This window comes from Mariniflexile aquimaris, assembly GCF_042676825.1.
GTDB lineage: Bacteria > Bacteroidota > Bacteroidia > Flavobacteriales > Flavobacteriaceae > Mariniflexile > Mariniflexile aquimaris.
In genome coordinates, this window is the sequence record NZ_JBHTIB010000002.1 from 512,459 (window position 1) to 526,358 (window position 13,900).

Consider the following 13,900-nt stretch of genomic DNA (forward strand, 5'->3'; position numbering starts at 1 on the left):
ATATCTTTACCGCGATAAATTAAAAACTCAAATCAAATGAAAAAATTGATATTCTTAGTAACCATGCTAAGCACAGTATTAGTAAATGCACAAGCATTTCAAGGCAATGGCGATAACAAGTTTCAAGTAGGTACCAGTTTACAAAAAAATGCCACAGGTATTAATGTAACTTACGATTTTGGTATTGGCGAAAACATGTCTGTAGGTATCTCTGGAGCCTATGCTTTAGGCCTAAACAACGATATAGACCTTGGAGTAGATACTACCGACCGTTTAGATGTTAAAGCACGCTTTAGCGCCAATCTTGGAAATGTTATCAACGTAGACGATAACTTTGATGTGTATCCAGGTTTAAACTTAAGCCTTAAAAACTTTGGTGGCCATTTAGGAATGCGCTATTTTTTCTCTGAAGGCTTTGGTCTTTATACCGAATTTAACGTGCCTTTAGCAAAATACAATACCGATGTTTTAGATGCTGGCGAAGAATTATTCAATCAGTTTACTGTAAACCTTGGTGTTTCTTTCAATTTATAAAAACACGATTATATAACCTTAAAAGCGGAAATACCTAATGGTGTTTCCGCTTTTTTTTTTGCGCTGCATGTTTTAATCCTAGCCCGAAGCATGAAACAGACAATTCCCTCCTCGAGGAGGGTTAGGGAGGTGTATTTTAAACAAGTAAACCCGTTTAACTTGATTGACTTTCTTTAATAAACTGTTTTTGAATCCCCATGAAAACACACCCCTAGAATCCCCTCAAGGGGATATTTGTTTCTAACTAATCGCATGATTGAAACTAAAAATAAAAAACTCACCCGAAAACATGAACCAGACGATTCCCTCCTCGAGGAGGGCAAGGGAGGTGTAAATAACGCTAGCAACCCCGTTTAACTTTATTGGCTTTCTTTATGATTCTTCTTGTGAATACACCCCTATAATCCCCTCAAGGGGATATTTGTTTCCAACTAATCGCATGATTGAAACTAAAAATTAAAAACTCACCCCAAAATATGAAACAGACAATTCCCTCCTCGAGGAGGGCAAGGGAGGTGTATTTTAAACAAGTAAACCCGTTTAAATTATTGACTTTCTTTAATAAACTGTTTTTACTTCCTATTGAAAATACACCCCTATAGAGCTACGCTCGCTATCTTCAACGAAAATACATTTTCATTTCGATAATCCTCAAGGGGATATTTGTTTCTAACTAATCGCATGATTGAAACTAAAAATTAAAACTCACCCCAAATCATGAAGCACACAATTCCCTCCTCGAGGAGGGCCAGGGAGGTGTAAATAACGCTAGCAACCCCGTTTAACTTTATTGGCTTTCTAAAATGTTTTTTTATTCCTCTTAAAAACACACCCCTATAATCCCCTCAAGGGGATATTTGTTTCTAACTAATCGCATGATTGAAACTAAAAATTAAAATTCACCCCAAAATATGAAGCAGACAATTCCCTCCTCGAGGAGGGCAAGGGAGGTGTATTTTAAACAAGTAAACCCGTTTAACTTTATTGACTTTCTTTAATAAACTGTTTTTACTTCCTTTTGAGAATACACCCCTATAGAGCTACGCTCGCTATCTTCAACGAAAATACATTTTCATTTCGATAATCCTCAAGGGGATATTTGTTTCTAACTAATCGCATGATTGAAACTATAAATTAATATTCACCCCAAAATATGAAGCAGACAATTCCCTCCTCGAGTAGGGTTAGGGAGGTGTATAGCGCTAGCAACCCCGTTTAACTTATTGACTTTCTTTAATAAACTGTTTTTACTTCCTTTTGAGAATACACCCCTATAGAGCTACGCTCGCTATCTTCAACGAAAATACATTTTCATTTCGATAATCCTCAAGGGGATATTTGTTTCTAATTATTCGCATGATCGAAACTAAAAATTAAAAATCATCCCAAAACATGAAGCCGACGATTCCCTCCTCGAGGAGGGCCAGGGAGGTGTATTTTACGCTAGCAACCTCGTTTAACTTATTGACTTTCTTTAATTAACTGTTTTTACTTCCTCCTGAAAATACACCCCTATAGAGCTACGCTCGCTATCTTCAACGAAAATACATTTTCATTTCGATAATCCTCAAGGGGATATTTATAACGAACTAATCGCATGATTGAAACTATAAATTAAAATTCATCCCAAAAACATGAAACAGACGATTCCCTCCTCGAGGAGGGCCAGGGAGGTGTATTTTAAACAAGTAACCCCTTTTAATTTTATTGACTTTCTTTAATAAACTGTTTTTGCTTCCTTTTGAGAATACACCCCTATAGAGCTACGCTCGCTATCTTCAACGAAAATACATTTTCATTTCGATAATCCTCAAGGGGATATTTGTTTCTAATTATTCGCATGATCGAAACTAAAAATTAAAAATCATCCCAAAATATGAAGCAGACAATTCCCTCCTCGAGGAGGGCAAGGGAGGTGTATAATACGCTAGCAACCCCGTTTAACTTTATTGAATTTCTTAATAAACTGTTTTTGATTCTTCTTGTGAATACACCCCTATAGAGCTACGCTCGCTATCTTCAACGAAAATACATTTTCATTTCGATAATCCTCAAGGGGATATTTGTTTATAACTAATCGCATGATTGAAACTAAAAATTAAAATTCACCCCAAATCATGAAGCAGACAATTCCCTCCTCGAGGAGGGCCAGGGAGGTGTAAATAACGCTAGCAACCCGTTCAACTTTATTGACTTTCTTTAATAAACTGTTTTTGCTTCCTCTTGAAAACACACCCCTATAATCCCCTCAAGGGGATATTTGTTTCTAACTAATCGCATGATCGAAACTAAAAATTACAAAACATCCCAAAAACATGAAGCACACAATTCCCTCCTCGAGGAGGGCAAGGGAGGTGTACTTCCGTTTTATTATTTCTGAATTTTTTAGGCGTTCCCTTGCAGGTCGGGTTTTCCGTTACAATCTTTTGCAAAGGCAAAAGGATTTTCACTGCAACCCCTAACGCACTAAACCAGAGGCTATTTTATAAGCTCATTGGCCTTGTCGTACACCAAATGCGATTCCCATCCGCGGTACAAAAAGTAGTCTACAAACTTCTTTTTTTTCTTGTATTTATTGGGTTCTTTAATAGAATTTGCCCTTTTTTCGGCTAAATCATTAAAAACGCCGATATACTCCTCGTCCGAAATTACAGCAAGCGCCTGATTTATATTAACTTTGCTAATGTCCTTTTGCCTTAATTCAAAAGTCAATCGGCCACGGCCCCAAGCCTTTATTTTGAACTTACCACTTACAAATGTTTTGGCAAAACGTTCTTCGTTTAGAAAGTTATGCTGTAACAGGTGTACAACTATTACATCTATGGCTTCAGGTATCATGTGCATACTTGTAAGTTTCTGCACAACTTCTTTATGGCAACGTTCTTGGTACGCACAATAATGCTCTAGTTTTTTAGTAGCTTCTTGTACGGTGTATGTTTTTTTGGTTTGCTGCATAGTTTTCCAAAAATAACAATAGAAACAGTAATTAGTTATAAAAAAATATAAAAAACCAAATCTGCAATACCAAGCTTAAACTAGGTATCGCATAAAACCTATAGATTATGAAAAAAACTACGCTTATAAAATCGCTGCCCTTTTTTATAGCGCTTTTTTGCGCTGTAAATATTGGGTTTGGGCAAATTGTTGCTTGGGAATTTGCTACCAAGCTTGGAAATGAAGCAACTGTGAATGCTACAACGCTTGCCCCGAATTTAAATCCTTCTATTTTAAGTAGAGGGACTGGAATAGACCCAAGAGGTCTAGGCGACTCATTTTCTTCTGATGATTTTAATACTGCCGGTAATACTCAAGCAAACGCCATTTTATTTAACGACTATTTAGAGTTTCAAGTGTCGGCTTCTACTGGCTACCAAGTTTCCTTAAGTACCCTAGATGCCTCTTTTAGAAGGTCAAGCACTGGTCCAGACAAATTTATATGGCGTTATAGTACTAATGGAATAACTTTTACTGATATAGGTGGTATAATTTCATATAATACAGTTGCGGGTAATGGTACACCTCAAACACAAATCAATTTATCCGCTATATCAGCTTTACAAAATGTACTATCAGGAACAATAATAACATTTAGACTATATGGGTGGGGTGCTACTGCTGCTAATGGAACTTTTGCTTTAAGAAACACTTCAGGCAATGACCTAAGTATTGGTGGAACAGTTACAGCAGCACCTGCATGCCCAACAACCGTAACATGGAATGGTACATGGTCTGGAACACCTACAGCAAGCACTGCAGTAATTATTGATGCACCCTACGACACAGGTTTTGGAGGTGCTCAAACTAGTTTTAATGCCTGTAGTTTAACTGTTAATAGTTTATTAACCGTAGCCAATAACACATACGTTGAAGTACAAAATGATGTTAGTGTGTCTGGCGAAATTTATGTAGATACCCAAGGGGCATTTGTACAAAGAGGCAATGTTGGCACGTTTACTTTAACAGGTTCTGGAAAAGCATCGGTACAAAAACAAACACCGCAAAAAGCAAAATGGTATTATTATACGTATTGGAGTTCGCCTGTTGTTGGAACAACCATTGGAACCGTGTTCCCCGACGTAGACGGCGACAGACGTTTTTGGTTTAACGCTAACAATTATTTAGACCAACATACCGTAGGCACCACCAATGGAATACCAGATGATATCGATGATGATAATAACGACTGGCAATATGCTTTAGCTAGTGAAGTTATGGCTGCTGGAAAAGGATATGCAGTAACAGAAGCTCGTTTACATATGCCCAATGCAACTGGATCAGCAAACTTTTCGGGGGCATTCAATACAAGAAATGTTACCACAGGTATCTCTTACAATCCATTAAACACCTTGTATAGTTGGAATTTTATTGGAAACCCATACCCAAGCGCGATAGATTTTCATGCCTTTTATTTAGCCAATTCTACCATTGTAGAAGGTCTAGCTTATTTTTGGTCTCAAGCATCTCCTCCGCTTAGTACAAACCCTGGAAACCAACAACTAAACTTTAACTTAAATGATTATGCTATATATTCATTTGGTTTAAGTGCCGGAACAAAAGGAGGTGGACCAGATACACCTACAAGATATATCCCTACAGGTCAGGGCTTTTTTATCCCAAGTAAAGCAACTGGAACAGTCACTTTTACCAACGATATGCGTATGGCTAATACAACAAGCAATTCTCTGTTTTTTAAAAATACTGAAGCAAAAAGTAAAGCAGCTGCACTTGCCAACGCTAATAAATTATGGCTTAATTTAACCTCAGATAATGGTGTGTTTGGTCAAATATTAATGGGATATGTTGATGGCGCAACAAACGGTTTAGATGGCTTAACTTATGATGCTCCAAAAGTTCCGTCGGAAGTTCCAGCTTCTTTATATTGGCTAATTGAAGAATCCAACAATAAATTTACTATCCAAGGTAAAGCTGCCAACAGCATAAACGAAGATGAAACCATTCAACTTGGTTTTAAAACCACTATCAATGTGGCTACTTTATATACCTTATCTATCGCGCAGTTACAAGGCGACTTTTTAACAAACAATCCGGTGTATTTAAGAGATAATTTGCTTAACAAAGTACACGACTTATCGGTTAGCGATTATACCTTTAGCAGCGAGGTTGGTGAGTTTAATAAGCGTTTCGAAATTGTATTTACCAACAAAACCTTGGCAGACACTGGTTTTACTACAGATGCTAACAGCGTTAAAATAACAAGTCTAGATAATAACAGCGTAAGTTTTAAAGCCAGCAACAATTTAAACATTAGCCAGGTATCTATTTTAGATATGTTAGGCAGAACCTTATATTCCTTTAAAGGTAATAGCAACGAAGAAACTTATAAGCTTTCTAATTTAAACCAAAATGTGTTTATTGCTAAAATAACGCTTTCTAATGGTGCGGTTGTTACTAAAAAAGCGGTACTTAAATAATAAACTAAGCGACTAACTATATGTGCCGCCACTAAATACTTTTTTGTATTAGTGGCGGTTTTTTTTATGGGGTTGCTTTATAACACCTCCCTAGCCCTTCTCAAGGAGGGAATACTCCGCATCAAGTTAGGTTGTGGTGAGGAATGATTATGTTCGCTTGTTGCTTACTTTAATTATAATGAGATTGCTTCAGTCATGCTTCCTTTGCAATGACGGTTTTTTTTATAGGTTGCTTTATAACACCTCCCTAGCCCTCCTCAAGGAGGGAATCTTCGCATCGTGTTTGGTATTGGTGAAGAATGATGGTATTTGACTCATGTATACTTTAGATATAATGAGATTGCTTTAGTCATGCTTCCTTCGCAATGACGGTAAAATAAACATTAATAATACTCGTCTTTACGAGGAGGCACGACGACGTAATCTTTCTAATCGAATCGTCATTACGAGAAGGTACGACGACGCAGTCTCATCAATTTAATTTCTACTTATTCTTAGACAACAATAAGCAGATTGCTTCGTGCCGCACAATGACGGTTCAAAAATTGAATTTGCTTAAAAACACCTCCCTTGCCCTCCTCGAGGAGGGAATACTCCGCATCAAGTTAGGTTGTGGTGAAGAATGATGGTGTTCGCTTGTTGTTTACTTTATATGTGGTGAGGTTGCTTCAGTCATGCTTCCTTTGCAATGACGGTAAAATAAACATTAATAATTCTCGTCATTACGAGGAGGCACGACGAAGTAATCCTTCTAATCGAATCGTCATTACGAGGAGGTACGACGACGTAATCTATTCAATTTGAATTCTACTTATTCTTAGGTAGCAATAAGCAGATTGCTTCGTGCCTCGCAATGACGGTTTAAAAATTGAAATTGTTAAAAACACCTCCCTTGCCCTCCTCGAGGAGGGAATACTCCGCATCAAGTTAGGTTGTGGCGAGGAATGATTATGTTCGCTTGTTGTTTACTTTATATATGGTTAGATTGCTTCAGTTATGCTTCCTTCGCAATGACGGTACTTTTGGGATGATTGTTTTGCATACGCCCGTAGGTATTAAAAACGTAAACTCTTGTTTTTTAAAACGATACCATAAACGACCAATTGTTTTTTGTATTAATTACCCATCTAAAACAGATTTTAAATTACTTACAAAACGCTGAAAACCCAGCAACGACGCGGCTTTCGTGAATTTTCCCACGTTATAAATTTTTGTGTAGTTCATCAAAAATAAACACCATTAATCCAATTTATTTGAGCTAACCGACCTTACCTCGTATATTTGCTAAGTAGCTGATAGTCAGATTGTTGAAATGTTAAAATCCTCGATAAACTGTAAAACACTGCAAAAAACATGGATAAACAGAAAAACCATGTAAAAAACATCGATTAAAGCATATTAATTAATACATAATCCTATGAAAAACATTACACAAAAGATTAAAGCATTTATCAAAGACATTAAAGAGCACGCTATTGCTGCATCTTACGCCATTCATCGATAAATTAAAGCCATTTAATTTAAAACGACATCCCTAACAATTTTAACACTACTAATTAAAACCCTTACATCATGAAAATAATTACACTTATTAAGAAACTAATACTAAAAATCAGATTGTTTATCAGAGATATTAAAGAGCATGCGGTTGCTGCTGCTTATGCTATTCACAGATAACAGTTTAATTTAGAAACATTGACCCTAAACAATTTAAAGTCTACTCATTAAAACCATACTACAATGAAAAAAATATTACTTAAAATCAGATTATTTATTAGAGACATTAAAGAGCATGCTGTTGCTGCAGCATACGCGATTCATAGATAATAACATACCACGAGGACTATTTCTTGGTTATAGCAGGTTCTGCTGCACCTTAAGCAGTAAAACGCAACACCATTGCGTCTATATAGTAAAGCGACTTCTATTAAAGTGGTCGCTTTTTTTATGGCTATAAACTATATTTTAAAGACAAAATAAAATTTCTACCCGCCGCTGCAATACCAGACGAATAGGTTTTATAACGCTGGTCTGTTATATTTTCTAAACTGGCGGTAATGATTGTAGAGTCGCTTATTTGATACTGTGTTCTGAAGTTAAGCGTGTACCAGGATGGACTATAAGGGTTTCCATTGGCATCTTTTGCGTAGATATAACCCTTTTCTATTTCTGTTGGCGCTAATTGATAATACGACAGCTCGTTGTTGTAGTTTGCAAACAAATCAAACTTTACCTTGTTATTGCTGTACACCAAATGTGTATTTCCAAAATTGGGTGCTGCATGTCGCACCGGAACTTCAACGGCACCTTCTTCTTCGGTACCACCGATAACACTGTACTGCGAGGTTAGTTGTAAGTGTTTAGTAAATTCCATTTTTAAACCCACTTCAAAGCCGTAAATCCATGCTTTCGAAGCATTTTGTATGGCTTGTACAGTGCTTAATTCGCCATCGTACATGATTTCGGTTTCGCCATTTAGCGTAAAATCGCGTCGCACTAAAGCATTATCTAAATAGGTGTAATAGGTACTCATATCTAAAACCAGCTTCGTGTTAAAGTCGAGTTTTAAACCCAACTCGCCACCATAAGCGTATTCTGGTTTTAAATTGTTATTGGGCACCACTACCGCCCCCGGAGCGGAATCGAAAACCTTTCCTATATCATCGATATTAGGCGCTCTAAACGCCGATGAGGCATTTAATTTCCATTGTAAAATGCTATTTGGCGACCAACGAATTCCCGCAGTTCCGGTCAGGGCGCCAGACTCGTTATGCGCGGTATCGAATGGTAAATTTAAATACTGGTTGTTTTCGGTGAAATCGGCATTAGAAATTACATAATTATAGCGTAACCCCGATTGAAACACAAATTTAGCATTGGGTTTGTACTTGATGCTAGAATACACTGCTGCCGATTGCCAACTTGATCCGTTAGGATACCGCGACACCGTTGGAATGATAGTATTGGTGCTAATATCTTCTTCTTCGCCATAAGACATCACCTTGTTATAAATATATTCTACCCCATAAAAGAAGGCCGAATTAAGGCTTAATTTTTTTTCGAAATCTAAGTTAAACGAATAGGCATCGACAGCCTCATCGCGCAGGTTTCTAATACTGGCATTAAAATCGCGATCGCGTCGGCTTTCCTGAAAATTCTGGTAAGCAACGGTGGCTTTTATTTTATCGTATAAATTAGAATTGCTACTTAATTTTGTGACTTGTAAATTAGACATGAACCAATTTTGTGGTCCGTAGTTCCACTCTGCCGAACGTAACACCCCTTTTTTATAACGAATAAGGCGGTCGTATCTGGAAAAATCGGAGGTAGTGGTATAGAACAAGCCTAAATCGAAACTGAGTGTTTCAGAAGGCTCGTAATGGGCTTTTTGCATTACATTTAGCTGGTTATAACCGGTAACTTTTTGTACGCGTGGGTCGTTATTTTCAATAATAACATCGCCCGTGCTGGTTACTAATGCAAATTCTGGACGTAAATACTCGGTTGGACCGTGGCTTCCCATGCGTAAATCGCCAAAATCTGAATAACTTACATTGGTTAAAAACGCCCATTTTTTATAGCCCAGATTAAAATCGAAATGACTAGTTTTTTCATCGCTTGCCGTGGCATATCTTACGATGGTATTCGCTTTAAACAACAGCGAATCGGTATTCGATACTCTAGGAATTTGGGTATAAAAACTCATAACCCCACCAATAGCATCGCTTCCGTAAATAATGGATCCGGCACCTAAGGTTACTTCGGTATTTTGAATAGACAGTGGGTCTATAGAAATAACATTCTGCAAATTACCGCCTCTAAAAATGGCGTTGTTCATTCTAACACCATCTACCGATATGAGTAATCTGTTGGTTGAAAATCCGCGAATCATGGGGCTTCCGCCACCTAACTGACTTTTTTGAATATAAACCTGCCCAGAACTTTCCAGTAAATCGGCGCTGGTTTGCGGGTTTACAAACTGAATGCTTTCAGACCCGATACTTATTATTTTTTGAGGGATATCGCGCTTACTTTGCTCGAATTTAGATGCCGAAATAACAATTTCTTCTAAACCCTGTGTATTCGATTCTAAATACACCCGGTTTGAACCTGCCAGTTTCTGCTTGGTAATTTGCTTTAAAACATGCGATAAATGCTTTAAATAAATAATTTCTGTGTCGGTAAATTTACTTAAAGAGGCTTCCCCTAAAAAGTTGGTGATTTCAGATTTCGATTTATCGACATTATAAATGGCAACGCCAAATAGGGGTTCTTTGGTAACACTGTTAAGCACTTTAATATTTTGAGCCTGTAATAAAACCGAGGTAACAAAAAAGAAAGTAAAAATGTAAAAACCCTTCATGTTTTAATTAAAAACTTGATTAAATATTTGCAGCGATTTTGGGGGCTTAAAACTTCCCAAATGTAATTCAAAATACAGCAATATCATATTTAAAAACGATTGTCTTTGTTTTGAATTTATTTTAACTGTTGGAAGGGCATCAAATGTTGTGCCTAACAACTGCTTTAAGAGGATTAAATTTTCGCCCGAAATGCTGTATTTATGCTGCTGATGACTTTCAAATTTACCTTCGAGTAAATTAAAATAGTTAAACGCTATGTGATTTGTATCTGGATAAAATCCTAAATATTTAGACAGGTTTAGCAGAAATAGTAAATGAAAATTAGAATATTCTGACTGCTCATCTAACCATAAAAGCGTGGTTTCTATAAAGCTGAACAGTGTTTCGTTTTGTTCTTCCTCTTTTAGCGTGCTAGCCAACACTTCGGATAAAAACATAACAATAGCGCTTTTTAATACGTGCGAATGAAGCGTTTTATAAGTATGCTGAAGCTTTGTTTCTTTGATTGTATGTAACGATCGGTTGCTTTTATAATCGATAATTAATTGCAATTGTGATAGCAATTGAAAATAGGCGACTTTGGTATTTGATTTTTTACTTTTTAAAACCCCGCGAAGCAGAAAGCTAACCACACCCAATTGTTGTGTATAACAGCGCACAATTAAATCGTTGTCGTTGTATTTTAATTTGGAGAGAACAATGGCATTTGTTGTGATTAACATTATCTAACCACCATTAATTTTAACACTTTAGTTTCGTAGGTATCTAAATCGGATAACATTATTAAATACACTCCTGAAGCTACTACTTTATTGGCTAAATTTTTACCGTTCCAGTACACGGTACCACCATCGACTTCTAAATTATAGCCGTTGTATCTCAAATTGGTTTTAGACTGGGCTTCGGCCACTAAATTACCTTCAATATCGGTTATTTTAATATTTACATTTTCTGAAACGCCTTTAATCTTTACCTTTTGATCTATCATACTGAAGTTTGGTCTTACCGGATTTGGATATACAAACGCACTGGCCAATGTTTCGGACGTACTTGAACTACCCGAACGGAAAGACACCAATCCTTTACTGGTGGCAATGTAAATAATACCGTTAGTATTATCTATAGCGACCTCGCGAATACTATTGGAAGGTAATGGCGAATTGTCTTTTGTAAAGTGGTAAATCGTATTTTGACCGTCTGATGATAAATAAAACAATCCCGAATCGCCTGTTCCTATCCATTTATTATTAGCGCCATCCACTTTAATATCTGTTATATATTGCTCATACAACAACTCTTTAGCAATGCCATCTTCTAAAATAATAATTTCATCAACCGATACGTCATCATCAAAAAAACTGGACGTATTATATAGCACGCGCAGCCCACTATAAGTACCAATCCATAGTTGGCTTTTTGTATCTAAAGCCAAAGCCGATACAAACGACGTAGGCATATTTTCAGCTTCTGTATATATTTGTTTCACTTTCGGACTTCCATTATTCTCATTAAAACCGATTAATCCATATTTGAAACTTCCAGCTAGCCATTTTGTTTGATCGCTTCCAATTACAATATCGCCATAACCAGGATTTCCGGAAGCTTCAATTAAGGCATACGATTTCCATTGATTGCTTGAAGGATTATACGATTTTAATGCTTTCTCAACGAAACCAGACGCTGTCCATAAAAGTCCATTAGAATCAAAAGCCGATGGGCCTACCCTAACATCAACATAGTTTGGGTCGTTAGATAAAATCAAAGATTCTAATCCGCTATTAGTTTCATTATACAATTTTGTAGGAATGTCATCATTAACTTCTAATAAACCACTGAAAAAAGAGCTAATAAATACTTGCTTACTATTTGAAGGATTTATAGAAATAGCATTCAAACATTTTGCATCAAAAACCTCACCATAAGGTGTATTTACCCATGTTTTATTCTTAAAATGACTAATCCCTCTGCTATTAAGCGGATAGGGATTATAGAATACCGAATGCTCCCCAAAAGTTACCCACAACCCATTTGGCTCCACCTGAAGAGAGAATGGGGTATTTAACAAGGGACCGTCGGGGTGAATTTCTTCAAAAACGATTGGGCTTAAAATGGGGGTTTTTAAAATTCCGAAATCTGTTGTACCTATATAAATATTTGTAGCATCGGTAGTAGCTGTTGTATAGGTTGTATTAAACTCTGAACTTAGAGCCACTTGTGTGGTTAACGTAAAATCGCTTGTATAAACAAATACATTGCTTGCGGTGGTTACCATTAATTGACCTGCGACATTTCTAACATCATAAGGTATTGTGCTGTATTGAAATAAGGGGGTTAAAACATCGTTGGTGATTCTGAAAATCTGTCGGTTGGTATTAACGCTATATAAATTATTTTCAACCGTTTCAATAGCCTTAAAATCTCCAGTTGTAATGGTTTGCCAAGTATTATAATCTATAAGATTCCGACTCGATACTTGCGCTTTTAATATGCCATTTCCGCCATAACAAGCAGCATAAATATAATCGCCAAAAACAGTGGTTTGATTTACCGCAATCTGGCTTCCACCAGCACCAATAAAATAGGTGTCTCCAAACTCTAAGCGTTCTAAATTATAAACCGAAATTCCATAATTTGTGGCGATATATATTTTATTGCCATAACCATAAAAATGATTTATTTTTTTGTTGCTTGACGGAATGGTTACTTTATCTAAAATACCTACAACCGTTAGAATGGTATCGTTATTATCAAATACAATTTCTATTAGTCCGTTTTCGTAACCAATTACTAATAATTGATAGACGTCGCTGTAATAAATGGTTGAAATGGTTTCTCCAGACAGTCCATTAACCGTATTAAGTTCTTTTATCTCATTCGTCGCAATATCTATTGTAAAAATGGCATTTTCAGAAGCCGCATAAATTTTATTCGTGCCCTGAGCCACTTGCTTAATATTGTAATAAGAAAAATGTCCAGTCCACAGTGCCGAAAAATCTTGAGCCATGGCAGAGAGCGGCAATAAACAAATTAAAAATACGATGAGTTTTTTAAACATTCGAGTTCTTTTCAGTGTTCAAATATATTTATAACTAACGACAAATGTTTGAAATTATTTATTTAATGATTTAAGTAAAACCTAAAACATATTTCTTAATCAATGGTAATTCAATTACTTTTGTTCTCTAACTTTTAAGAATCATTTGAAATATTCCCTGTTCTTTTATATTAAAAAGCATCAATTAGTCTTAACTATAATCGTTTTACATTGTTTGTTTTTTACCGCAAAAATAGTTCTTGGAAATTTTTTTCTTGATGATTCATTTGAATACTATCATTTAGCCACAAACATAAAAGATAGCTTTGAGTTTTACTCGGCAAATATTCAATCGACTATCCAATTAGAAAATTACACAAAACGGCCTCCAGTTTATGGGCTTTTTATTCTAGTATTTTCATTTTTATTAAATTCAAATATCAGTGTTTTAATTTTCCAAAACATCTTGTCTATCGCGAGTGTTTTTATTTGCTTCAGAATTTTTGAAAATTATTATAAAAACATAAACCAAAATA

6 protein-coding genes are annotated in these 13,900 nt (G+C 36.2%); 2 read left to right on the top strand and 4 right to left on the bottom strand.

Annotated elements, in window-relative coordinates; translation table 11 throughout:
• Positions 1-36 precede the first annotated feature (36 nt).
• Complete coding sequence (locus ACFQ0I_RS02280; protein ID WP_379938976.1) at positions 37-534, top strand: DUF6646 family protein; 498 nt, start codon at positions 37-39, stop codon at positions 532-534.
• 2,478 nt (positions 535-3,012) lie between these two features.
• Here the strand turns inward: ACFQ0I_RS02280 and ACFQ0I_RS02285 are convergent.
• Complete coding sequence (locus tag ACFQ0I_RS02285) at positions 3,013-3,489, bottom strand: regulatory protein RecX (RefSeq protein ID WP_379938978.1); 477 nt, start codon at positions 3,487-3,489, stop codon at positions 3,013-3,015.
• A gap of 107 nt (positions 3,490-3,596) precedes the next feature.
• On the opposite strand from ACFQ0I_RS02285, the gene ACFQ0I_RS02290 reads away from it, so the two are divergent.
• Positions 3,597-5,966 carry a hypothetical protein gene (locus tag ACFQ0I_RS02290; RefSeq protein ID WP_379938980.1) on the top strand — a complete coding sequence of 790 codons (2,370 nt, stop codon included), beginning with the start codon at positions 3,597-3,599 and terminating at the stop codon, positions 5,964-5,966.
• Positions 5,967-7,917: 1,951 nt separating this feature from the next.
• Here ACFQ0I_RS02290 and ACFQ0I_RS02295 read toward each other — a convergent pair.
• The 3 genes from ACFQ0I_RS02295 to porZ are packed head-to-tail and all read right to left on the bottom strand — an operon-like array spanning position 7,918 to position 13,385.
• Positions 7,918-10,329 (bottom strand): TonB-dependent receptor plug domain-containing protein, encoded by a 2,412-nt coding sequence (locus ACFQ0I_RS02295; RefSeq protein WP_379938981.1) that lies wholly within the window; start codon positions 10,327-10,329, stop codon positions 7,918-7,920.
• Positions 10,330-10,332: 3 nt separating this feature from the next.
• Entirely contained in the window at positions 10,333-11,052 is a 720-nt protein-coding gene (gene recO, locus ACFQ0I_RS02300) for a DNA repair protein RecO (RefSeq protein ID WP_379938983.1), read from the bottom strand.
• Complete coding sequence (gene porZ, locus ACFQ0I_RS02305; RefSeq protein WP_379938984.1) at positions 11,052-13,385, bottom strand: type IX secretion system anionic LPS delivery protein PorZ; 2,334 nt, start codon at positions 13,383-13,385, stop codon at positions 11,052-11,054. The genes recO and porZ overlap by 1 nt, the downstream gene beginning before the upstream one ends.
• Positions 13,386-13,900: the final 515 nt, after the last annotated feature.

Bases quoted from the DNA above. Each gene is read 5' to 3' on its own strand.
- ACFQ0I_RS02280 (WP_379938976.1), top strand. From the start codon at position 37: ATGAAAAAATTGATATTCTTAGTAACCATGCTAAGCACAGTATTAGTA.
- ACFQ0I_RS02295 (WP_379938981.1), bottom strand. From the start codon at position 10,329: ATGAAGGGTTTTTACATTTTTACTTTCTTTTTTGTTACCTCGGTTTTA.
- recO (WP_379938983.1), bottom strand. From the start codon at position 11,052: ATGTTAATCACAACAAATGCCATTGTTCTCTCCAAATTAAAATACAAC.
- ACFQ0I_RS02290 (WP_379938980.1), top strand. From the start codon at position 3,597: ATGAAAAAAACTACGCTTATAAAATCGCTGCCCTTTTTTATAGCGCTT.
- ACFQ0I_RS02285 (WP_379938978.1), bottom strand. From the start codon at position 3,489: ATGCAGCAAACCAAAAAAACATACACCGTACAAGAAGCTACTAAAAAA.
- porZ (WP_379938984.1), bottom strand. From the start codon at position 13,385: ATGTTTAAAAAACTCATCGTATTTTTAATTTGTTTATTGCCGCTCTCT.